The organism is Variovorax xiamenensis (assembly GCF_050916385.1).
GTDB lineage: Bacteria > Pseudomonadota > Gammaproteobacteria > Burkholderiales > Burkholderiaceae_C > Variovorax.
On the sequence record NZ_CP139038.1, the window covers coordinates 4,129,973 to 4,152,807 of the forward strand.

The following is a 22,835-nucleotide window of genomic DNA, read 5'->3' on the forward strand; positions in this document are numbered from 1 at the left end:
GCCGGGCACTTGTCATCGCGCCTGCAGGAATCAGTCGTAGACGATCAGCGCCTTGCCCGCTTCGGCCTGTGCTGTCCAGCTGGCCAGCGCCGCGTCGGTCGGGAAGAACTTGGCGCGGTCGCCCAGCTGCAGCTCGACCTGCGCGCCAGCGCGCGCCATCGACAACCGCACCGGCAGGCCCTGGATCAGGTCGCCCACCTCGGTCTGCTCGGTGCGCGGCGGAAAGTCCTTCAAGAGGCGCGCGATGTCGGGCGCCTTGCCGTTCACCGCCACGCGCAGGAACTTGCCGAAGCGGCAGCGCGCCGAGGCCAGGTCCCACACCTGCTGCACCTGGAAGCGCGCCTCGAAGCCGCCGCGCGCGGGCTGCAGCCGGCCACTGACGATGACGAGCTCGTCGTCCTTCAGCGTGTTGCGGTTGGCGTTGATGAGCGCCTCGTCGGCCGTGGCATCGATGGAGTCCGACTTGTCGTCGAGCTTGAAGATCGCGAGCCGGCCGCGCTGTCCGTTGATGACGCGGAAGTCGCTCACGATGCCGGCGATGACCTGCTGGTCGCGGCTGTCGAGCAGGTCGGTGATCTCGCGCTTGCAGAAGCGCCGCACCTCGTGCGAGACCTCGTCGAACAGGTGGCCCGAGAGGTAGAAGCCGACGGCCGTCTTCTCCAGCGTCAGGCGTTCCTTCACGCCCCAGGGCGTGGCGTCGACCAGGTCGGGCTCGGCGGTGGCGGAGCCGTGCTCGGAGTCGCCGAAGATGTCGACCTGCGAGGCGTTGGCCGCCGTGGCGTTGGCGAACTCGAAGGCGCGGTCCAGCGAGGCGACCAGCGATGCGCGGTTCTGCTGGATGGCGTCGAAGGCGCCGGCCTTGATGAGCGCTTCCACGGTGCGCTTGTTGATGCGCTGGCGGTCGATGCGCACGCAGAAGTCGTACAGGCTCTTGAACGGCCCGCCCTCCTCGCGCGCGCGCACCACGGCCTCGACCGCGAGCTGGCCCGTGCCCTTCACGGCGCCAAGGCCGTAGCGGATGATCTTGTTGGTGACCGGCTCGAAGCGGTAGTTGCCGCGGTTCACGTCCGGCGGCTCGAAGGTGATGCCGAAATTCTTCTGGGCGTCCTCGAACAGCAGCTTGAGCTTGTCCGTGTCGTCCATTTCCACGGTCATGTTGGCGCAGAAGAACTCGGCCGTGTAGTGGACCTTGAGCCAGCCCGTGTGATACGCCAGCAGCGAGTAGGCGGCGGCGTGCGACTTGTTGAAGCCGTAGCCCGCGAACTTCTCCATCAGGTCGAAGATTTCGTCGGCCTTGTCCTGCTCGATGCCATGGGTCTTGAGCGCACCCGCGCGGAATTTCTCGCGGTGCTCGGCCATCTCCTCGAGCTTCTTCTTGCCCATCGCGCGGCGCAGCAGGTCGGCGCCGCCGAGCGAGTAGCCGCCCAGGATCTGCGCGGTCTGCATCACCTGCTCCTGGTAGACCATGATCCCGTAGGTCTCGGAGAGCATCTCGGCCACGGCCGGGTGCGGGTACTCCACGTCCTCGCGGCCGTGCTTGCGCGCCACGAAGCTGGGAATCAGGTCCATAGGGCCCGGGCGGTACAGCGCGTTCAGCGCGATCAGGTCTTCCAGGCGCGTGGGGCGCGCGTCCTTCAGCATGCCCTGCATGCCGCGACTTTCAAACTGGAACACGGCCTCGGTCTTGCCGTCGGAGAAGAGCCTGTAGGTGGGCCCGTCGTTCAGCGGGATGTTCTCGAACGCGAAGTTCTCCTGGCCCTTGTGGCGCTTCATGATGAACTCGCGCGCGATCTCCAGGATCGTGAGCGTGGCAAGACCCAGGAAGTCGAACTTCACTAGGCCGATGGCTTCGACGTCGTCCTTGTCGTACTGGCTCACAGCCGATTCGCTGCCGGGCTGCTGGTAGAGCGGGCAGAAGTCGGTGAGCTTGCCCGGCGCGATGAGCACGCCGCCGGCGTGCATGCCGATGTTGCGGGTCATGCCTTCGAGCTTCTGCGCGAGCTCGACCAGCATCTTGACTTCTTCTTCCTTCTCGATGCGCTCCGCGAGCTGCGGCTCCATCTCGATGGCGTAGTTGTTCTTGTCGCCCTCGATCTTCTTCTCGGGCGGGTACTGCAGCGTGACCGACATGCCGGGCTTGTTCGGAATCAGCTTGCTGATGCCGTCGCAGAACATGTAGCTCATATCGAGCACGCGGCCCACGTCGCGGATGGCCGCGCGCGCGGCCATGGTGCCGAAGGTGGCGATCTGGCTCACGGCGTTGCGGCCGTACTTGTCCTTCACGTAGTCGATCACGCGGTCGCGGTTGCCCTGGCAAAAGTCGATGTCGAAGTCGGGCATCGAGACGCGCTCGGGATTCAGGAAACGTTCGAACAGCAGCTTGTATTCGAGCGGGTCGAGGTCGGTGATCTTCAGCGCGTAGGCCACCAGCGAGCCGGCACCCGAGCCCCGGCCCGGGCCCACCGGGCAGCCGTTGTTCTTGGCCCACTGGATGAAGTCACCCACGATCAGGAAGTAGCCGGGGAAGCCCATCTTCAGGATGGTGTTGATCTCGAACTCCAGCCGCTCGACGTAGCGCGGGCGCTCGGCGTCGCGCTTGGCCTCGTCGGGGTAGAGGTGCTTCAGGCGCAACTCGAGGCCTTCGAACGACTCCTGACGGAAGAAGTCGTCGATGGGCATGCGCACGCCTTCGGCGATGAAGGGCGTCGGAAAGTCCGGCAGCTGCGGCTTGCCCAGCACCAGCGTCAGGTTGCAGCGCTTGGCGATCTCGACCGTGTTGGCCAGCGCGCTGGGCACGTCGGCGAAAAGCGCCTGCATCTCGGCGCTCGACTTGAAATACTGCTCCTCGGTGAAACGGCGCACCCGGCGCGGGTTGCCGAGGATTTCGCCTTCCGAGATGCACACGCGCGCCTCGTGCGCCTCGTAGTCCTCGCGCTCGGCGAACTGCACCGGGTGCGTGGCGACCACCGGCAGGTGCAGCCGGGCTGCGAGCTGCACGGCGGCAACGACGTGCGGCTCGTCTTCAGGCCGGCCCGCGCGCTGCAGCTCGATGTAGAAACGGTGCGGAAAGATGCCGGCCAGCTGCAGCGCCAGTTCGGCGGCGCGCTCGCCCTGCCCCTGCAGCAGCGGCTGCCCCAGCGGCCCCGCCTGGGCGCCCGAGAGCGCGATCAGCCCGCCCGAGAGCTCCTGCAGCCATTCCAGCTTGCAGGCCGCCTGCGACTGGCCCCTGCCCACGTTCTGTGTCCAAGCCCGCGCCAGCAGCTCGGACAGGTTGAGGTAGCCCTCCATGTTCTGCACCAGCAGCACGATGCGGGTCAGCGCGCCGGGCTCCTTGCCCAGCCCGTCCACGAAGGCTTCGGCGCCGACGATGGGCTTGACGCCCTTGCCCCGGCCCTGTTTGTAGAACTTGACGGCCCCGAACAGGTTGTTCAGGTCGGTGATGGCCAGCGCAGGCTGCTTGTCGGCAGCGGCGGCCTTGACGACATCGTCGATTCGGTTGGTGCCGTCGACGACGGAAAACTCGGTGTGCAGGCGCAGGTGAACAAACATGCCTGCATTGTAGAAAGCAGCCCCTCCACGATGTGGGTTGGCAATCCCTGAAATTGCCCTCGGCAACACCCCGCCGTGGCCCGGCAGAGGCCCCGCACCCGGGCGATATTCCGCCGGCACCTAAAATCCCGCCCCGTGCAAGAGATTTTGAATATCGCGGCCTACAAGTTCGTGGCCATCGACGACAGCCCCGCGCTGCGCGAAGACCTGCGTGCCCGCACCCAGGCCCTGGGGCTCATGGGCACCATCCTGCTGGCGCCCGAAGGTATCAACATGTTCCTGGCCGGAACGGCCGATGGCGTGCGGGCCTTCCTGGCCCATCTGCGCGCCGACGCCCGTTTCGCCGACCTCGAGGCCAAGGAAAGCTGGTCGGCCGGCCAGCCTTTCCGCCGCATGCTGGTGAAGCTCAAGCGCGAGATCATCCGCATGGACCACCCTGCCATCCGCCCTTCCGCGGGCCGCGCGCCCGGCGTGGACGCCCCGACGCTCAAGCGCTGGCTCGACCAGGGCCACGACGACGAGGGACGCGAGATCGCCCTGCTCGACACGCGCAACGCCTTCGAGGTCGACTACGGCAGCTTCGAAGGCGCCATCGACTGGCGCATCGGCAAGTTCACCGAATTCCCGCCCGCCCTGCGCGCGCACCGCGACGAGTTCAAGGGCAAGACGGTGGTGAGCTTCTGCACCGGCGGGATCCGATGCGAGAAGGCCGCCATCCTGATGCACGAGGAAGGCGTGGAGAACGTGCTGCAGCTCGAAGGCGGCATCCTCAAGTACTTCGAGGAAGTCGGCGGCGCGCACTACAAGGGCGACTGCTTCGTCTTCGACGGGCGCGAGGCCCTGGCGCCCGACCTGAGCGCGCGTTCGGCGCGCGCCAGCGCCCGCGCCTCGGAAGACCCCGACCTCGCCATCAAGCAGTAACGACGGCAACAACGACAACCGCAAGACGCGACAGGCCTCCCATGCGCATCCTCCTGGTGGAAGACGAACTGGACATGGCCTCGTGGCTGATCCGCGCGCTCACCCAAAGCGGCTTCGTGCCCGACCATGCGCCCGACGCGCGCACCGCCGAAGCCTTCATGGCCGGCACCGAGTACGACGCCGTCGTGCTCGACCTGCGCCTGCCCGACAAGCACGGCCTGAGCGTGCTGGCCGACATGCGCGCGGCGGACGACCGCACGCCGGTGCTGATCCTCACCGCGCAGGGCGCGCTGCAGGACCGCGTGCGCGGCCTGAACCTGGGCGCCGACGACTTCCTGACCAAGCCCTTCGAGCTGGAGGAGCTCGAAGCGCGGCTGTCCGCGCTGGTGCGCCGCAGCCGCGGCAAGCAGCACCCGCGCCTGCAGTGCGCCTCGCTCTCCTACGACAGCCAGAGCCGCGCCTTCACGCTGCGCGGCACGCTGCTGTCGCTCACGCCGCGCGAGCAGGCCGCGCTCACCGCCCTGCTGCTGCGCAGCGGCTCGCCGGTGGGCAAGTCGCAGCTCTTCGCCAAGGTGTTCACCAACGACAGCACCGCCGGCCCCGACGCCATCGAGGTGGTGCTGCACCGGCTGCGGCGCAAGCTCGCGGACAGCGACGTGCGCATCGTCACCGTGCGCGGCCTGGGCTACATGCTGGAGAGCATTGCCGATGGATCCTCAGCCCCAGCCAGCGACGAGCCCTCCGACACGGGCTACTGAACAGCAGCAGCCGCTGCAGCAGCCCCAGCGCTTCGGCATCCGCGCGCGCCTGCTCGCGCTGCTGCTGCCGGGCCTGGTCGTGCTGCTGGCGCTGGACAGCTGGAACGACTACCGCGCGCTGACCGATTCGCTCGTGGTCGCCTACGACCAGAGCCTGCTCGAACCCGTTCAGGCGCTGGCCAACGGCATCGTGGTGGCCAGCGACGGCAGCGTGCGCGTGCAGGAGCCCTTCTCGATCCAGGCGATGTTCGAGTCCACGCGGCTGCGCTACAAGTACCTGCACGTGGGCGTGCAGCGCATACCCAAGGGCGGGACGCTGGACGTGAGTTCACCCGAGACCACGCTCATGGGCGTGCCCGGCCTGCCGCGCCCCGCGCATCGCCCGCCCGACGGCACGCCGGTGTTCTACGACGCGGTCTACCAGCAGCACCCGGTGCGCGTGGCCGCGCTGCGCCAGACGGTGTACGACAGCGTCCACCCCGGCGAGGCCTACAGCGTGCTGATCCAGGCTGCCGAAGGCACGGGCCCGCGCACCGAGGCGCAGGCCGAGACGCTGCGCCAGGAGGTGCTGCGCGACACGCGCATGGTGGTGGTGATGGCGCTGCTGGTGTGGCTGGGCGTGGCCTGGACGCTGCGCCCGCTGGAGCGCCTGCGCCGCTCGCTGCGCGAGCGCCCCCGCGACGACCTCACGCCGCTCGACGCCAGCGGCGTGCCGCATGAAGTCGCGCCGCTGGTCGATGCGGTCAACCACCATATCGCGGGGCACCGGCGCATGGTCGCCGAGCAGTCGCAGTTCCTGGCCGATGCCTCGCACCAGCTGCGCACGCCGCTGAGCATCCTGTCGATCCAGGCCGGCTACGCGGTGCGCGAGACCGATCCGGCACGCATGCGCGAATCGCTGCACGCCATCGTCGCGCAGCTCGCGCGCACGCGCCGCCTGAGCGAGCAACTGCTGGCGCTGGCCCACGCCACCGCGGGAGACGAAGCAGCGCCGGCCGGCGCGGCAGTGGTTGACCTCAACGCCATTGCGCGTGGCGTAGTGCTGCAATACCTGCCGCTCGCGCGCGAGAACGACCAGGACCTGGGCTGGGTCGATGCGCGCGGCGACATCGGCACCGATGACGACAACACGGACGGGACCGACGAAGCCGGCGACGATGCCGACGACCCGCCCGTGCTGCCCGTCTCGGCCAACGCGGCCGAGCTGCACGAGGTGCTCGCCAACCTCGTGCACAACGCCATCAAGTACACGCCGCGCGGCGGCAACATCACCGTGACCGTGCGGCGCGACGCCACGCATGCGTTGGCCGAGGTGTGCGACAGCGGACCGGGCATCGCGCCCGAGCGGCGCGAAAGCGTGTTCGAGCGCTTCCATCGCGACAGTGCCACCGGCACAGGCGCCGCACAGGGCGCGGGCTTGGGCCTCACCATCGCACGCGGCTATGCGCGGCGCAACGGCGGGGAGATCGAACTGGCCAATGCCGACACGCCCGAGCGTCCCAACGGTGGCGGATTGCGCGCGACGCTGAGGCTGCCGCTGCACGCTTCGTGAGCGTCGCGCGAGCCCCGCATCAGGGCCCGTTTTTGCAAGGGTTTCACCGGATACGCCGGTACGTGATTACACGTATTTTGCGGCCCGCAAGGCTGTACGAGCCTCTCCCGAAAGGGGATTGAAAGTCTCGATTCCTAGACTGCCCTCCTTCCAAACGAAGGAGACTTATGCAGCACCAGCTCGGTGAAGATCCGGCCTCGCACGCGCCCCGGCCCGCTTCGAAATTCAAGAAAGACTACTACGGCGGCGCGCTGCTGATCGTGGTCGGCCTCGCGGCCGTCTACGCGGGTGTCGGCTATCGCGTGGGCGAGCTGGCGCACATGGGCCCGGGCTTCTTCCCCGTCGCGCTCGGCGCGCTGCTGGCGCTCACGGGCCTGCTCATCGCGGTCTCCGCGCGCGGCGACAAGTCCGGCGGCGGCGCGAGCGAGGAAGCTGCCTCGCACGGCCATCCGGGCGGCATGCCCGACCTGCGCGGATGCATCTGCATCGTGCTCGGCATCCTCGCCTTCCTGCTCTTCGGCGAATACGGCGGACTGCTGCCCGCGACCTTCGCCATCGTGTTCATCTCGGCGCTCGGCGACCGCGACAACACGCTGACCGAGGCGCTGCTGCTCTCGCTCGCGATGTGCTTCATCGCGGTGGTGGTCTTCTGGTGGGCGCTGAAGCTGCAGCTGCCCCTGTTCCAATGGGGAGGCTGAAGCCATGATCGGTCAATCGCTCCACGACCTCTGGTTCGGCTTCGGCGTGGCCTTCCAGGGCTCGAACCTGATGTGGTCCTTCTTCGGCGTGCTGGTGGGCAACCTGATCGGCGTGCTGCCGGGCATGGGCGCGCTGCAGGCCATCTCGATCCTGCTGCCGCTCACCTACGTGATGCATCCGGTGCCCGCCATCCTGATGCTGGCCGGCATCTTCTACGGCTCGCAGTACGGCGGCGCCATCGGCGCCATCCTGATGAACATGCCCTCGCACCCGCCGCACGCGGTGACCTGTCTCGACGGGTACCCGATGACCAAGCAGGGCAAAGGGGGCGTGGCGCTCGGGGTGACGATGATCGCCTCGTTCCTCGCGGCCTCGGTCGGCATCATCGTGATGATCTTCGCCTCGCCGCTGCTGGTGCAGATCGCGTTCAAGTTCGGCCCGACCGAGATCTTCTCGATCATGCTGCTGGGCCTGCTGGCCGGCTCCACCATGTCGCGCGGCTCGCCGCTCAAGGGCGTGGCAATGACGCTCTTCGGCCTGCTGTGCGGCGTGGTCGGCACCGACGTGAACAGCGGCAGCTTCCGCTTCGCCTTCGGCCTGCCCGAGCTGAGCGACGGCCTCGAGCTGGTGGCGATCTCGATGGGCCTGTTCGGCGTGGCCGACTTCCTGCTCAACGTGAACCGCATGAAGACCATAGGCGACACTGGCACGCTCAAGCTCAGCGACATGCGCCCGAGCAAGGAAGAGCTCAAGCGCGCCTTCCCCGCGATGATCCGCGGCACCATCGTCGGCACGGTGTTCGGCGCGATGCCGGGCACGGGCCCGACCATCACCACCTTCATCGCCTACGCGCTGGAGCGCAAGGTGTCGAAGACGCCGAACAAGTTCGGCACCGGCATGATCGAAGGCGTGGCCGGCCCCGAGGCCTCGGCGCACTCGAAGACGCAGGTCGACTTCATCCCGACGATGAGCCTGGGCATTCCGGGCGACGCTGTGATGGCGCTGATCCTGGGTGCGCTGCTGATCCAGGGCATCCAGCCCGGCCCGCAGCTCATCACCGAGCATCCGGACATCTTCTGGGGCCTGATCGCCTCGTTCTGGATCGGCAACGTGATCCTCGTGATCCTGAACGTGCCGCTGATCGGCGTGTGGGTGAAGCTCTTGAAGGTGCCCTACAAGTACCTGTTCCCGGCCGCGATGTTCTTCATTGCAACCGGCGTGTACAGCACGCAGAACAGCCTGTTCCAGATCTGGGAAGTGCTGGTCTTCGGCATCGTCGGCGCGGTGCTGATGACGCTGGAGTTCTCTGTCGCGCCGATCCTGCTGGGCTTCGTGCTCGGGCCGATGGTGGAGGAAAACTTCCGCCGCGCACTGCTGCTGTCGCGCGGCGACATGTCGGTGTTCGTGACCCGGCCGATCAGCGCCACGTTCATCGGGCTGTGCGCTCTGCTGCTGCTGGGCGTGAGCTACTCCGCGTGGCGCGGCCGCGGTGGCCGCAAGGGCATGGTCGAGCTGCCGAAGACGCCGGAGGGCGCGCCGCCTGCCGAGACCGTGTCGATCGGCGGCAAGTAAGCGACCAGCGCAAACGGCAAAAGAAAAGGCCCGCGACGCGGGCCTTTTTCATGTCTGCGGTTTTTCCGTCCGCCGCCTACTTGAGCTTCTGCGCGAACGCCAGCAGGCGCTCGCCGTCGCCATCGGTGAACACCGAGGCCGGCGTCAGGCCGACGTAGCGCCCGCCCTCGTGCGGCCGGGCCTCCACGAGCTGCATGCCCACGAGCTTGCCGCTCTTCACGTAGCGGGTCTCGATGTAGATGCCGGTCTGGCCTTCCTTGTTGATCGGCAGCTCGGCGACGGCCGCGTAGTCGTCAGCCTTGAGCAGCTGCGTGAGCCTGTCCTTGAGGTGGAAGTCGTACCAGGCCTGCTGGTAGACCATCGACTCGCCGGTCTGCACATGCTTGAGCATGATGACCAGCTGCCGCTTGAAGAGCTTCAGCTCCTTCATCAGGAACTCGAAGAGATCGCCGTATTCGCCCGGTGCAACCTCGGGTGTACGAAAGACTGCCATTTGCCTTGCTCCCTTTCTGGGGATGTCGTTGGGACGGCGATCCCCTCGATCGCCGCTTGCGGGGCGGAGCTTACCGCCCTCGCAAGGCAGGCCGGCCGGACCGCCTCAGACCGGCGTGGTGCCCGTGTCGGGCTCGCGCACGCCGAAGGGCTTGCCCGGCAGCGGAATGAACTCGGTCTCGCCGGGCACGTGGCCCATGCGCTGGGCGGCCCAGTCGGCGCCGGCCTCAAGGATGCGCTCGCGCCGGCTCGAGACGAAGTTCCAGGTGATGTAGCGCGGGCCGTCGAGCGGCTCGCCGCCGATCACCACCAGCCGCGCGGCGGCATCGGCCGTCAGCACCGCGCCCTGGCCGGCCGGCAGCACGGCCATGGTGTGCACGGGAACCGGCTCGCCGTTCACCGCGAGATCTGCATCGACCGCGTAGACGGCCAGCTCGGGCGTCAGCGCCGGCAGCTCGAAGCGGCCGCCGGCCGGCAGCGCGATGTCGAGGTACACGGTCTGAGAGAGCGTCTTCACCGGCGAACGTGCGCCGAAGGCCTCGCCCACCAGCACGCGCACCGCAGCGCCCTGCTCCACCAACTCGGGAATCGCATCCGCCGGCGTGTGCTCGAAACTGGGTTCGACTTCTTCGTGCGCCTGCGGCAGCGCGGCCCACAGCTGCAGGCCGTGGTTCACGTAGGTGTCGGCCTTCAGGCGCTCGGGCTTGCGCTCGGAGTGCACGATGCCGCGGCCCGCAGTCATCCAGTTGATGGCGCCGGGCAGGATCTCCTGCACGCTGCCGAGGCTGTCGCGATGCATCATCGCGCCCTTGAAAAGATAGGTGACCGTCGACAGCCCGATGTGCGGATGCGGCCGCACGTCGTGCTCGCTGCCCGGCTGCTCGGTGGCCGGACCGAAATGGTCGAAGAACACGAAGGGACCGACGGAGCGCTGCTGCGCGGCCGGCAGCAGGCGCCTCACCTGGAAGCCGCCTCCGAGGTCCTTGTCGTGCGGTTTGAGCAGTCGGGTTTCGGGGGTGGCGTCGGTCATCGTGTTCTCCGTGAATGATTGATCGGCTTCGTTCGTCGCAGTCCGTTCGCGGGACACCGCGGAACCGGCTTTGCCGGGCCGCGGGTGTCGCCCCCGGCGAGGGGGTTGGTGCAGCGACACGAAGTGCGCGAAGCCTGGGGGATGAGTTCTAGCCTCGTGATCTTGCCACCGTGCCGATGCGCTCACCGAAAGCACGGGCAGTGTCGAAATCTCCCTTGAGCATTTCGGCAGGGCTGGCGTCCGACGGCGACTGCGTCAGCAGGCCGCCATAGCCGCCCACGTAGTTCAGCGCATCGCGCGTGGCGGCCTTGCTGTTGCTCGGCAGGATGCCCATGCTGACCCAGATGCCGCTGTGCTGCATCGCCAGCGTCCACAGGTAGGTCATGGTCGTGACCTTGTCGCCGTTCATGGTGGCGCTGTTGGTGAAGCCGGCGAAGAGCTTGTCCTTCCAGCCCTGCGTGTACCAGACCTTCGACGAGGCATCGGCGAATTTCTTGAACTGCCAGCTCACGCCGCCCATGTAGGTCGGCGAGCCGAAGATGATCGCGTCGGCCGCGGCCAGCAGCTCCCAGCCGCCTTCGGGCAGGTTGCCGTCCGCGTCGATGGCCAGCAGTTGCGCGCCCGCGCCGTCGGCGACGGCCTGGGCCACGCGCTGGGTGTGGCCGTAGCCGGAATGGAAGACGACGACGATGTTTGCCATGTTTCAGTGCTCCTGAGCGGGTGAATTGTGTGTATGTGGGATCAGCGCTTGTCGATGCTGAAGCGGCCGGGACCGAAGGCTGCGAGAGCGAGCAGGCCGCCGGCAATGGCGATGTTCTTGTTGAAGTTGATCTGCTGCATCATCTTCATCGCATCGGGGGCCGACCAGTACTTGTGGAAGAACAATGCTGCGGCAACGGTGAAGACCGCCATCACGATCGCCGTCAAGCGGGTCTTGAAGCCCAAGAGCAGCGCGATGCCGAAGCCCAGCTCCACGATGATCGCGATGGCCGCGCCCACCTCCGGCAGCGGCAGGCCGACGGACGTGATGTAGCCGACGGTACCGCCGAAGCCCATGAGCTTGCCGATGCCGGCGGGAATGAAGAGATAGGCGATCAGGATGCGGCCGATGAGGGCGAGCGTGTCCTGTGCGGGGTTGGGTGCGGTGGTGGTTGCCATGGTTGAAAACTCCTCGGTTGTTGGATTGGAAAAGAGAAAGATGAAAAAAAGCCGGGCGGCCAGGGCCCGGCAAGGGGGAAAGATCAGGCGGCCAGGTCGAACACCAGCACTTCGGCGTCCTTGCCCGCGCCCAGCGTCACCTGCGATTCGCCTTCGAGCATCGCGGCGTCGCCGCCCGAGAGCTTCTGGCCGTTCACTTCGAGCTCGCCGCGCACCAGGTGCACGTAGCTCTTGCGCTTCGGGTCGAGCGCCAGGCTGGCCTTTTCGTCGCCGTCGAAGAGACCGGCGTACAGGCTCGCATCGGCGTTCACCTTCACCGAGCCTTCGCTGCCGTCGGGCGAGGCCACCAGGCGCAGCTTGCCGCGCTTCTCGGCGTCGCTGAACTTCTTCTGCTCGTAGCCGGGCTCGATGCCGCGCACGTTCGGCAGGATCCAGATCTGCAGGAAGTGCGTGGTCTCGTCGGCCTTGTGGTTGAACTCGCTGTGCATCACGCCGCGGCCCGCGCTCATGCGCTGCACGTCGCCGGGAGGGATGCTCTCCACGTTGCCCATGCTGTCCTTGTGCGCCAGCTCGCCCGAGAGCACGTAGCTGATGATCTCCATGTCCTTGTGGCCGTGGGTGCCGAAGCCGGCGCCCGCCGCCACGCGGTCTTCGTTGATCACGCGCAGGTTGCCGAAGCCCATGTGGGCCGGGTCGTAGTAGTTGGCGAAGGAAAAGCTGTGGAACGAGCGCAGCCAGCCATGGTCGGCATAACCGCGTTCCTGTGATTTACGGACTTGCAACATCGTCGGACTCCTTTTGCCCTGCCCCGGTGGGGTGCTCGGGCTTCTTTCGTATGCCGCGCCGGATGCGCAGCGGATGAGAAGAATTTTGGGCCGCGTGGCCCTATGGAAAGACGCCGCGGTTTGATGGCACCATTCAAATATTTTGATCAATGGAGCCTCCATGCCCAGTCCCAGAGACGTGCTGACCCCCGACGCCCTCGCCATGCTCCAGACCGTGGCCGCCACCGGCAGCTTCGCCGCCGCCGCGCGTGCCCTGAACCTGGTGCCCAGCGCGCTGAGCTACCGGGTACGCCAGATCGAGGACGCCCTCGACGTGCTGCTTTTCGACCGCAGCACGCGCCAGGCCCGCATGACCGAGGCTGGCGCCGAGCTGCTGCGCGAAGCCGAGCGGCTGCTGGGCGAGATCGACGCGGTGGCCAACCGCGTGAAGCGCGTGGCCACCGGCTGGGAGCCGATGCTGACCATCGCGGTCGACAGCGTGATCGCGCGCGACCCGCTGCTCGACCTCGCCACCGCCTTCTTCGCGCTGGAGCCGCCGACGCGGCTGAAGCTGCGCGACGAAACACTGATGGGCACCATCGAGGCCCTGACCTCCGGCGAAGCCGACCTTGCGATCGGCGCGGTGCTCGACGCCGCGAGCCTGGCCTTCACCTCCACCGGCATCCGCAGCCGGCCAATCGGCGAGTTGAGCTTCGTCTACGCGGTGGCGCCGCACCACCCGCTGGCGCGCATCACGCAGCCACTGAGCGACACGGTGATGCGGCAGCACCGCGCGGTGGCGGCGGCCGACTCGGCCCGACAGGCGCCGGGCCTCACGGTGCATCTCGTGGGCGGGCAGGACGTGCTCACCGTGCCGAGCATGCAGGCCAAGATCGCGGCGCAGCTGCACGGGCTGGGCGGCGGCTTCCTGCCCGAGCCGATGGCCAGGCCGTACATCGAGGCCGGGCACCTGGTCGAGCTGAAGACGGAGCGCAAGCCGCCGCTGGGGTCGCTGCACTGTGCGTGGCGGGTGCGAAGCGCCGGCAAGCCGGGGCGAGCGCTCGAATGGTGGCTTGCGCAGTTCGAGCACGAGGGCACGCGGCGGGCGCTGCTCGAACGCCATCGGGGGCGATGAGACAACCGCGCTTCATCTGCGGGGCCGACGAGTATTGCCCAGGATCGCGCAACGCCGCTAAGGGTGTGCCCTCAGGCAAAGCGGCTGCCGGACCGATGTAGAGTGCAGACACATCCATCCGCATTCCATCCAGAAGAAGAGAGTCCGTCATGAGCACTCGCGCAACTGCAAAGAAGCCGGCCAAGGCCGCCGCCGACCGTCACCGAACCCCAGCCGGCCCGGGCCAGCCGCGCCCCTCTCGCCACTTCGCCGTCGTCGGCGCCGGCATCGCCGGGGTGGCCTGTGCGCGAACTCTGGTGCAGGCCGGCCACAAGGTCACGCTGTTCGAGCGCAACGACGCGGCCGGCGGACGCATGGCGAGCGTGGACACCGCCTTCGGCCGCTTCGACAGCGGCGCCCAATATTTCACCGTGCGCGATCCGCGCTTTGCATTGGCGCTGGAAAACGCGCCCGGCGTCTGCAAGCGCTGGAGCGCCAACCTCGTGCGCGTGCTCGACGCCCATGGCCGCGTGGCCGAGGCGGCCCTGCCCTCGCTGGAGCCGCACTGGGTGGCGCAACCCGGCATGGACTCGCTGGTGACCCGCTGGGCCGCGCCGCTGGGCGACAGCCTCGTCACCGGCACGCGCGTCACGCAGATCGAGCCGGATGCGCTCGACGCGAAGCGCTGGCAGCTGCGCACCTCCGGTGCCGACGATTCGCAGCATGTGTATTCGGGCTTCGACGCCGTGCTGCTGGCCGTGCCGCCGGCCGCTGCCCGCGCGCTGCTGGGCAACGGCGGCAAGCTCTCGGCCACGCTTGCCCGCAAGATCGAACCCGTGAGCATCGCGCCCTGCTGGACGCTGATGGTCGCCTATCCCCAGGCCAACCAGCCCAACATGTCGCACCTCGGCCCGCAGTGGAACGCGGCGCGCAGCACGCACCACCGCGTGGCGTGGCTGGCGCGCGAGTCGTCCAAGCCCGGGCGCGAGCCCATCGAACGCTGGACGCTGCAGGCCAGCGCGACCTGGTCGCAGGAGCACCTGCGCGACGCGCCCTCGCGCGTGGAGGCCAAGCTGCTGCGCGCCTTCGCCGAAATCACCGGCATCCACGCCACGCCGGCCCACGCCCAGGCCATCTGCTGGAACGAGGCCCAGACGCAGGTGCCCGTGGGCACCACCCACCTCTGGGACGCCAAGGCCCGCATCGGCATCGCGGGCGACTGGTGCACCGGCCATCGCGTGGAAGACGCCTTCCTCTCGGGCCTGTCGCTCGCGCTCGACGTGATCTGACCGGGAGATGAGGGAGACCGGCCGCTTCGCGCCCTCGCCCACCGGCCCGCTGCACGCGGGCTCGCTGGTGGCCGCGCTCGCGAGCTGGCTCGACGTGCGCGCGCGCGGGCCGCAGGCGCGCTGGCTGGTTCGCATCGAGGACGCCGACACCGAGCGCTGCCTGCCCGGCATGGGCGAGCACATCCTCCAGCAGCTGGCATACTGCGCCCTGCTGCCCGACGAGCCCCCCGTGTGGCAGACCCGGCGCACCGACCGCTACGAGGCCGCGCTCGATCGGCTGAAGGCGCGTGGGCTGGCCTACCCCTGCGGCTGCTCGCGCAAGGACATCAACGAAGCGCTCGCGCGGCTCGGCCATCGGCACGAGCGCCACGGCGAGCGCGTCTACCCCGGCACCTGCCGCGACGGGCTGCATGGCAAGCCCGCGCGCGCCTGGCGCTTCGCCACCGAAAAGTTCGAGGCCGACCTCCCGCCCACGCCCGGCGTGCCGTGGGAGGAAGATGGCGACGATGCAGCCGCCGGCGGCGAGCTGTGCTTCGTCGACCGTCGCCTGGGCCGCCAGTGCCAGAACGTGAGCCGCGAGGTCGGCGACTTCGTGCTGCGCCGCGCCGACGGCCCCTGGGCCTACCAGCTCGCGGTGGTGGTCGACGACGCCGAACAGGGCGTGACCGACGTGGTGCGCGGCGAGGACCTCACGGACAACACCGCGCGCCAGATCCTGCTGCAGCGCGCCCTGGGCTTTCCCACGCCCAGCTACCTGCACACGCCGCTGGTGCGCGGCGCGGACGGCGACAAGCTGTCGAAACAGAACGGCGCCACCTCCATCGATACCGACACCCCGGCCGCCGCGCTGGCCGCTCTGGACGCCGCCGCACGGGCGCTGGGCCTGCAGCCCGCCTCGGCCACCGAATGCCCCGCGGCACTGGCCGGCTGGGTGCCCGAATGGCGCGATCTCTACAATTCGCGGCAGTGATGAATCTTTCCGATACCGTGTCCAACGACCTCCCTCCCAGCGACGATGAGGATTCCAAGCCCCATCCGCTGCACCGCCGGCTCAAGAGTTTCGTCAAGCGCGGCGGCCGCACCACCGAGGGCCAGGCGCGCGCCTTCTCCGAGCTGGGCCCGCTGTACCTCGTGCCCTACAAGCCCGAGCCGATCGACCTGACCGCAGCCTTCGGCGGCCGCGCCGGCCCCACCGTGCTGGAAATCGGCTTCGGCATGGGCGAGGCCACCGCGCACATCGCGACGGTGCTGCCCGACACCAATTTCTTCTGCTGCGAGGTGCACGAGCCCGGCGTGGGCGCGCTGCTCAAGCGCATCGGCGAGCAGCAGCTGTCGAACATCCGCATCTGCGCGCACGACGCCGTCGACGTGCTCGACCACATGCTGCAGCCCGGCACGCTGGCCGGCGTGCACGTGTTCTTTCCCGACCCGTGGCACAAGAAGCGCCACAACAAGCGCCGGCTGATCCAGCCCGGCTTCGTGACCAAGCTCGCGCAGCACCTGCGCCCCGGCGGCTACATCCACTGCGCCACCGACTGGCAGCCCTATGCCGAGCAGATGCTCGAGGTGCTGGCTGCCGAGCCGCTGCTGCGCAACACCGCCGAGGGCTACGCGCCCAAGCCCGAATACCGTCCACTCACCAAGTTCGAGAACCGCGGCATCAAGCTGGGCCACGGGGTGTGGGACCTGGTGTTCGAGCGCAAGGCCTGATCCTTTCCCCGCGGCCGCCCCACCAGTCGGGGCTGCCGGGTTGAGCCAGCGGGTGCGGCATGGCACGATCCCGCGGATGACCAGCAGCAAACCCGACGCCGAGCAACTGCACCTGCGCGAACTGGCCCGGCTGCGCCGCGTGCGCGACCGCATCGACCGCGAATACGCCCAGCCCCTGGACGTCGAGGCCCTCGCCTTCGGCGTGCACATGTCGGCGGGCCACCTCAGCCGCCAGTTCAAGCTCGCGTATGGCGAGTCTCCCTATTCCTACCTGATGACGCGGCGCATCGAGCGCGCGATGGCGCTGCTGCGCCGGGGAGATCTCAGCGTCACCGACGTCTGCTTCGAGGTCGGCTGCTCGTCGCTGGGCACCTTCAGCACGCGCTTCACGGAGCTTGTCGGCGTGCCGCCCAGCGCCTACAAGCGCCAGGCCGCGCTGCAGACCGCGGGAATGCCCTCGTGCGTGGAAAAACAGGTCACGCGACCGATCAGGAATCGAGAAGCGCCGATGGTGGAGCCACATCTAGACTGAGCGCTCCTCGACAACACAACGACCGGACGACACCATGAACCTCAGCATCCACGCCAGTTTTCTTCCGCACAACGACCCCGAAGCCTCGCTCGCCTTCTACCGCGACCTGCTCGGCTTCGAGGTCCGCAACGACGTCGGCTACGGCGGCATGCGCTGGATCACGGTCGGCCCGGCCGGCCAGCCGGCCGTGTCCATCGTGCTGGCTCCGCCGGCCGCATACCCCGGCATCACCGACGAAGAGCGCCGCACCATCGCCGAGATGATGGCCAAGGGCACCTACGCGGCCATCCTGCTGGCCACGCCCGACCTCGAAGGCACCTTCGCGAAGCTGCAGGCCAGCGACACCGAAATCGTCCAGGAGCCGACCGACCAGCCCTACGGCGTTCGCGACTGCGCGGTGCGCGACCCCGCGGGCAGCATGATCCGCATCCAGCAACAGCGCTGAGGCGGAGAACCGATGAGCACGAAGGCAGCAAGGAAGACCACGACTGCGACAAAGACAGCGAAAGCAGCGACGACTGCGCCCTCCGCGCAGCACGCCGCCGACAGCCACGACATGATCCGCGTGCACGGCGCGCGCGAGAACAACCTGAAGGACATCAGCATCGAGATCCCGAAGCGCAGGCTGACGGTGTTCACCGGCGTCTCGGGCTCGGGCAAGAGCTCGCTGGTGTTCGGCACCATCGCGGCCGAGTCGCAGCGGCTCATCAACGAGACCTACAGCGCCTTCGTGCAGGGCTTCATGCCCACGCTGTCGCGGCCCGATGTCGACGTGCTCGACGGCCTGACGACCGCGATCATCGTCGACCAGCAACGCATGGGCGCCGACCCGCGCTCCACGGTGGGCACCGCCACCGACGCCAACGCGATGCTGCGCATCCTGTTCAGCCGCCTGGGCAAGCCGCACATCGGCCCGCCGGGTGCGTTCGCCTTCAACGTGCCATCGGTCAGCGCGGCCGGCGCCATCACCATCGAGCGCGGCGCGAAGACCAAGACCGTGAAGGAAACCTTCAACCGCATCGGCGGCATGTGCCCGCGCTGCGAGGGCCGGGGCTCCGTCACCGACTTCGACCTGTCGCAGCTCTACGACGACGGCAAGTCGCTCAACGAGGGCGCACTCAAGATTCCCGGCTACAGCATGGACGGCTGGTACGGCCGCATCTTCCGGGGCTGCGGCTTCTTCGACGCCGACAAGCCGATCCGCAAGTTCACGAAGAACGAGCTGCACGACCTGCTCTACAAGGAGGCGACGAAGATCAAGGTCGAGGGCATCAACCTCACCTATGCGGGGCTGATCCCGACGATCCAGAAGTCGTTTCTCTCGAAGGACGTGGAAGCGATGCAGCCGCACGTACGCGCCTTCGTCGACCGCGTGGTGACCTTCTCCACCTGCCCCGAGTGCGACGGCACGCGGCTCAGCGCGGCGGCGCGCTCGTCGAAGGTCAAGGGCATCAACATCGCCGACGCCTGCGCGATGCAGATCAGCGACCTCGCAACCTGGGTGCGCGGCCTGAAGGAGCCTTCGGCGGCGCCGCTGCTGGAGGCGCTGGCGGCGAGCCTCGACTCCTTCGTGGAGATCGGGCTGGGATATCTCTCGCTCGACCGGCCGGCGGGCACGCTCTCGGGCGGCGAGGCGCAGCGCACGAAGATGATCCGGCACCTCGGCTCCTCGCTCACCGACGTGACCTACGTGTTCGACGAGCCCACCACCGGACTGCATCCGCACGACATCCAGCGCATGAACGGCCTTCTGCTGCGGCTGCGCGACAAGGGCAATACGGTGCTGGTGGTGGAGCACAAGCCGGAAGTCATCGCCATTGCCGACCATGTCGTCGACCTCGGCCCGGGCGCGGGCACGGCCGGCGGCAGCGTGTGCTTCGAGGGCAGCGTCGAGGGGCTGCGCGCCAGCGGCACGGTCACCGGCCGCCACCTCGACGACCGGGCCACGCTGAAGAAGAAGGTGCGCAAGCCGACCGGCAAGCTCGAGATCCGCGGCGCGACGGCGCACAACCTGCGCAAGGTGAACGTCGACATCCCGCTCGGCGTGCTCGCGGTCGTCACGGGCGTGGCGGGCTCGGGCAAGAGCTCGCTGGTGCACGGTTCGATTCCGGCCGGCGCGGGCGTCGTGAGCATCGACCAGGGCGCGATCCGCGGCTCGCGGCGCAGCAACCCGGCCACCTACACCGGGCTGCTCGACCCGATCCGCAATGCCTTCGCGAAGGCCAACGGCGTGAAGCCGGCGCTCTTCAGCGCCAACTCCGAGGGCGCCTGCCCCACCTGCAACGGCGCGGGAGTGATCTACACCGACCTCGCGATGATGGCCGGCGTCGCCACCACCTGCGAGGAATGCGGCGGCAAGCGCTTCCAGGCCTCGGTGCTGGCGTACCGCTTCGGCGGGCGCGACATCAGCGAGGTGCTGGCGATGCCGGTGGACGAGGCCTCGGCCTTCTTCGGCGAGGGCAAGGCGCGCACGCCGGCCGCGCACGCCATCCTGCAGCGGCTGGCCGACGTGGGGCTGGGCTACCTGCGGCTCGGGCAGCCGCTCACCACGCTCTCGGGTGGCGAGCGACAGCGGCTCAAGCTGGCCACGCAGATGGCCGAGAAGGGCGACATCTACGTGCTCGACGAGCCCACCGCCGGCCTGCACCTCGCCGACGTGGCGCAGCTGCTGGGCCTGCTCGACCGGCTGGTGGATTCGGGCAAGTCGGTCATCGTGGTCGAGCACCACCAGGCCGTGATGGCGCATGCCGACTGGCTCGTCGACCTCGGCCCCGGCGCGGGGCATGGCGGCGGCCGGGTCGTCTTCGAAGGCACGCCGGCCGACCTCGTTGCCGCGCGCTCCACGCTCACCGGCGAGCACCTCGCCGCCTACGTCGCAGGAGGCTGATTACCCCGCTCGCCAACCCGCCTTTTCCCCTGGCCCCGTTATTGCTACACTTTTTTACTAATGTGAAAGAGAGTGTCCAATGAACACATCACGCAGGGAATGGTTGGGCAAGGCATGCGGCGCGCTGATGCTGGGAAGCGGCATCGGGGTTACCCACTCCGTCGTGGCGCAGACCGCGCGGGCGCCAGCGGCCGGCGGGGCTCGTGTCGTGCTGCTGGGGCAATCGGTGCCGCTGACCGGCAGTGCTTCGGAAATCGGCACCGCCTTCGCCGCCGGCAGCCGCCTCGCGGTGAGCGCCTTCAACGACCGAAATGCCGCCGCCGGCCTGCAGCTCAAGCTGCTGCAGCTCGACGACGGCTATGACGCGGCGCGTGCCGCCGCCAATGCGCGCACCCTCCTCACCACCGACAAGGCCGACATGCTCTTCGGCTTCGTCGGCACGGCCAGCAGCGAGGCCGGCGCGAACGTCGCCACCCAGCAGGGGAGCCTGCTCTTCGCGCCCTTCGCAGCCTCGGACACGCTGCGCGGCGCCGACCACCCGAACGTGTTCCACGTGCGCCCCGGCATGATCGACGAGGCCATGAAGATCGTGAAGCAATGCGCCACCGTGGGGCAGACGCGCGTGGCGCTGGTGGGCGACGACGACGCCATGGGCCGCGCCGGCCTCGCTGCCGTCGAGCAGGCCATCAGCGAACTCCGGCTCACGCCGCTGGTTGCGAGCGCGCTGGTGCCGGCCACGGGCGACAAGCTCGACGCGGCACTGAAGGAAGTGCAGAAGCAGTCGCCGCAGGCCATCGTTCTGGTGTCGCTCTCGGGCACCACGGCCAACGCCATCCGCAAGCTGCGCAAGAGCGGCTATGCGGGCAGCTTCATGGCTTTTTCCATCGTCGGCATCGATCCGCTCTACGCCGCGCTGGGCAAGGATATCGGCGGCATCGTGATCTCGCAGGTGGTGCCCTCGCCGCGGCCTTCGGCCATTCCCATCGTCAAGGAATACCTCGCGGCCGTGGACAACTCCGACCAGACCGCTTCATACGAAGGCCTCGAGGGCTTCATCGCGGCCAAGGCCGCCGGCGAGGCAGTGCGCCGCGCGGGCCGCGGCGTCAACACCGCGAGCCTGCAGCGCGTGATGGCGGGCATGACCGACTACGACGTGGGTGGCTTTCGCATCAACCTGCGCCCGGGCCTGCGCGACAGCGTGCGCAACATCGACCTGATCAGCATCTCGGCCGACGGGCGCGTGCTGCGCTAGGACACCCGGAGCCTTGCGCTCGGCGCCGGCGGATCAGGCCGGCACGTCGCGCAGCAGCTCGGTGAAGCGCTGCTGCACGTAGGCGGCCGTCGCGCCGATGGCCCGCCCCTGCAGCCACAGCATGCGCACCGACAGCCTCGGCAGCGCCAGCGAGGGGCAAGGCACTTCCTGCAGCGCCTGCCTGAAACCCTCGTAGTGCGCGATGTTGACGGGCAGCACCGCCCAGCCGAGCTTGTCGGCCACCATTTCGGCCGTGCTGTAGAAGCTGTCGGAGCGCCAGACCCTGGGGCTGTAGGCCACCTCGTGCACGTCGTCGGCATGCATCAGCAGCTGCCGGTGGCGGGCCAGGTCCTTGCGGCGCACGATGCGCCCGTCCGCCAGCGGATGGCCGTTCGCCACGAACACGCCCTGCGGCACGGTGCCGATGTGCCGCTGGTCGAAGCTGGCGCGCACCGGGCCCCTGTCGAAATGAAAGGCGACGCTGGCGCGCTCCTGCTCCACGTAGTCGGCCACTTCGGTGGCGGTGCCATTGAGCAGCGTGAGTTCGAGGCTCGGAAACTTCACCGAGATCTCGCGCATCAGCGTGGCGATGGCGGTGTACGGCAGCGCCTCGTCGAGCGCGAGCGACAGCGCCGCTTCGTTGCCCGCGTTCAGCGAGCGGGCGCGCTGGTCGAGCTGCTCTGCCTGGCGCAGCAGTTCGAGCGCTTCCAGCAGCAGCACCTGCCCGGCCTCCGACAGCTGCGCGTTCCTGCGCGAGCGGTCGAAGAGCGCGATGCCGAGGTCGACTTCGAGCAGGCCGATGGCGGTGCTCACCGCCGACTGCGCCTTGCCCAGCTTGCGCGCGGCGGCCGAGAAAGAACCGCATTCGGCGGTAGTCACGAACTGACGGAGCTGATCGACGGTCCATTCCATGCGGCATCACCTATCCATCTGTTTTTCAGATTGATTTCATCTTTATCCATTCATTTTAATGACGCAACATGCGCGTCATGCTGAGAAACAGAGATTCCGAAAGACAAACCGCCACGGCGCCGCTGCATATCGAGTGGTGCAACGATCCCGCGCGCGAACAGGCCATCGTCGAGCTGTTCATGGCGCAGCTGAGCCCGCGCTACATCTCCCACTCCGAGCTTCAGGGACGGCGCGCCGTCGCCATCGGCGAATGGCGCAGCGACTTGCCCGACGTTCTTCGTGCGGAGGTGCGCCACGCCCTCGCCCGCCCCGCCGCCACATCGAACGAGCTGATCGCGATCGCCCATGACGGCAATGACGGCAACGACAGCGCGCTGGCCGGCGTCGCCTTCGTCTCCATCGACGAGACCCGCCTGGCCTCCCGCGCTTTCGCCACGCTCGACGACCTCGTCGTCGATGCGTCCCGCCGGGGCGCCGGCGTGGGCGCGCGGATGTTCGACTGGATCTGCGCCGAGCTGCGGCTGCGCGGCATCCGGCGCGTGTTCCTCGAAAGCGGCGTCGGCAACGAAGACGCGCACCGCTTCTTCGAGGCGCGCGGCTGCACGCCCGTGTCGGTCACGATGCTCAAGGAACTGGAGGCCTGA

21 protein-coding genes are annotated in these 22,835 nt (G+C 68.4%); 14 read left to right on the forward strand and 7 right to left on the reverse strand.

Annotated features, from left to right (window positions below):
* Positions 1-30: 30 nt before the first annotated feature.
* Positions 31-3,549, reverse strand: a complete 3,519-nt coding sequence (gene dnaE / locus SFB74_RS18815) for a DNA polymerase III subunit alpha (protein ID WP_432725752.1) — start codon at positions 3,547-3,549, stop codon at positions 31-33.
* A 135-nt stretch (positions 3,550-3,684) separates the two neighbouring features.
* Between dnaE and SFB74_RS18820 the strand changes: the two genes are divergently transcribed.
* The 5 genes from SFB74_RS18820 (at position 3,685) to SFB74_RS18840 (ending at position 9,051) form a co-directional block, all read left to right on the forward strand.
* Positions 3,685-4,470, forward strand: coding sequence for a sulfurtransferase (locus tag SFB74_RS18820; RefSeq protein WP_432725754.1), 786 nt, complete (start codon positions 3,685-3,687; stop codon positions 4,468-4,470).
* Positions 4,471-4,511: 41 nt separating this feature from the next.
* Entirely contained in the window at positions 4,512-5,228 is a 717-nt protein-coding gene (locus tag SFB74_RS18825; protein ID WP_432725755.1) for a response regulator, read from the forward strand.
* Positions 5,179-6,780 (forward strand): sensor histidine kinase, encoded by a 1,602-nt coding sequence (locus SFB74_RS18830; protein ID WP_432725756.1) that lies wholly within the window; start codon positions 5,179-5,181, stop codon positions 6,778-6,780. The genes SFB74_RS18825 and SFB74_RS18830 overlap by 50 nt, the downstream gene beginning before the upstream one ends.
* A gap of 167 nt (positions 6,781-6,947) precedes the next feature.
* Positions 6,948-7,478 carry a tripartite tricarboxylate transporter TctB family protein gene (locus SFB74_RS18835; protein WP_432725757.1) on the forward strand — a complete coding sequence of 177 codons (531 nt, stop codon included), beginning with the start codon at positions 6,948-6,950 and terminating at the stop codon, positions 7,476-7,478.
* A 4-nt stretch (positions 7,479-7,482) separates the two neighbouring features.
* Positions 7,483-9,051, forward strand: coding sequence for a tripartite tricarboxylate transporter permease (locus SFB74_RS18840; RefSeq protein ID WP_432725759.1), 1,569 nt, complete (start codon positions 7,483-7,485; stop codon positions 9,049-9,051).
* Between the two features lie 76 nt (positions 9,052-9,127).
* On the opposite strand, the gene SFB74_RS18845 is transcribed toward SFB74_RS18840, so the two are convergent.
* From SFB74_RS18845 to SFB74_RS18865, 5 genes are all read right to left on the reverse strand, one after another.
* The gene (locus SFB74_RS18845; protein ID WP_432725761.1) at positions 9,128-9,544 is read right to left on the reverse strand and encodes a hypothetical protein; all 417 of its coding nucleotides are present in this window, start codon (positions 9,542-9,544) and stop codon (positions 9,128-9,130) included.
* Between the two features lie 105 nt (positions 9,545-9,649).
* Positions 9,650-10,573 carry a pirin family protein gene (locus SFB74_RS18850; protein WP_432725762.1) on the reverse strand — a complete coding sequence of 308 codons (924 nt, stop codon included), beginning with the start codon at positions 10,571-10,573 and terminating at the stop codon, positions 9,650-9,652.
* Positions 10,574-10,721: 148 nt separating this feature from the next.
* The gene (locus tag SFB74_RS18855) at positions 10,722-11,273 is read right to left on the reverse strand and encodes a flavodoxin family protein (RefSeq protein ID WP_093202842.1); all 552 of its coding nucleotides are present in this window, start codon (positions 11,271-11,273) and stop codon (positions 10,722-10,724) included.
* A gap of 41 nt (positions 11,274-11,314) precedes the next feature.
* The gene (locus SFB74_RS18860; RefSeq protein WP_432725764.1) at positions 11,315-11,731 is read right to left on the reverse strand and encodes a DoxX family protein; all 417 of its coding nucleotides are present in this window, start codon (positions 11,729-11,731) and stop codon (positions 11,315-11,317) included.
* An 83-nt stretch (positions 11,732-11,814) separates the two neighbouring features.
* A complete protein-coding gene (locus tag SFB74_RS18865; RefSeq protein ID WP_093202847.1) occupies positions 11,815-12,516 on the reverse strand; it encodes a pirin family protein in 702 nt (233 codons plus the stop codon).
* A gap of 160 nt (positions 12,517-12,676) precedes the next feature.
* On the opposite strand from SFB74_RS18865, the gene SFB74_RS18870 reads away from it, so the two are divergent.
* The 8 genes from SFB74_RS18870 to SFB74_RS18905 all read left to right on the forward strand — a co-directional run bounded on the left by SFB74_RS18870 (position 12,677) and on the right by SFB74_RS18905 (position 21,279).
* Positions 12,677-13,630 carry a LysR substrate-binding domain-containing protein gene (locus tag SFB74_RS18870; RefSeq protein WP_432725766.1) on the forward strand — a complete coding sequence of 318 codons (954 nt, stop codon included), beginning with the start codon at positions 12,677-12,679 and terminating at the stop codon, positions 13,628-13,630.
* Between the two features lie 149 nt (positions 13,631-13,779).
* A complete protein-coding gene (locus tag SFB74_RS18875; protein WP_432725767.1) occupies positions 13,780-14,898 on the forward strand; it encodes an NAD(P)/FAD-dependent oxidoreductase in 1,119 nt (372 codons plus the stop codon).
* Between the two features lie 7 nt (positions 14,899-14,905).
* A complete protein-coding gene (gene gluQRS, locus SFB74_RS18880; protein WP_432725768.1) occupies positions 14,906-15,868 on the forward strand; it encodes a tRNA glutamyl-Q(34) synthetase GluQRS in 963 nt (320 codons plus the stop codon).
* Positions 15,868-16,608 carry a tRNA (guanosine(46)-N7)-methyltransferase TrmB gene (gene trmB / locus SFB74_RS18885; RefSeq protein ID WP_432725769.1) on the forward strand — a complete coding sequence of 247 codons (741 nt, stop codon included), beginning with the start codon at positions 15,868-15,870 and terminating at the stop codon, positions 16,606-16,608. The genes gluQRS and trmB overlap by 1 nt, the downstream gene beginning before the upstream one ends.
* Before the next feature lie 76 nt (positions 16,609-16,684).
* Positions 16,685-17,140 carry a helix-turn-helix transcriptional regulator gene (locus tag SFB74_RS18890; RefSeq protein WP_432725770.1) on the forward strand — a complete coding sequence of 152 codons (456 nt, stop codon included), beginning with the start codon at positions 16,685-16,687 and terminating at the stop codon, positions 17,138-17,140.
* 34 nt (positions 17,141-17,174) lie between these two features.
* Entirely contained in the window at positions 17,175-17,585 is a 411-nt protein-coding gene (locus SFB74_RS18895) for a VOC family protein (protein ID WP_432725772.1), read from the forward strand.
* 12 nt (positions 17,586-17,597) lie between these two features.
* On the forward strand, positions 17,598-20,027 hold the full coding sequence (locus tag SFB74_RS18900; protein WP_432725773.1) for an ATP-binding cassette domain-containing protein: 2,430 nt from the start codon (positions 17,598-17,600) through the stop codon (positions 20,025-20,027).
* 79 nt (positions 20,028-20,106) lie between these two features.
* Positions 20,107-21,279 (forward strand): ABC transporter substrate-binding protein, encoded by a 1,173-nt coding sequence (locus SFB74_RS18905; RefSeq protein ID WP_432725774.1) that lies wholly within the window; start codon positions 20,107-20,109, stop codon positions 21,277-21,279.
* 33 nt (positions 21,280-21,312) lie between these two features.
* On the opposite strand, the gene SFB74_RS18910 is transcribed toward SFB74_RS18905, so the two are convergent.
* Positions 21,313-22,191 (reverse strand): LysR family transcriptional regulator, encoded by an 879-nt coding sequence (locus tag SFB74_RS18910; protein ID WP_432725776.1) that lies wholly within the window; start codon positions 22,189-22,191, stop codon positions 21,313-21,315.
* 77 nt (positions 22,192-22,268) lie between these two features.
* On the opposite strand from SFB74_RS18910, the gene SFB74_RS18915 reads away from it, so the two are divergent.
* Positions 22,269-22,835 carry a GNAT family N-acetyltransferase gene (locus SFB74_RS18915; RefSeq protein WP_432725778.1) on the forward strand — a complete coding sequence of 189 codons (567 nt, stop codon included), beginning with the start codon at positions 22,269-22,271 and terminating at the stop codon, positions 22,833-22,835.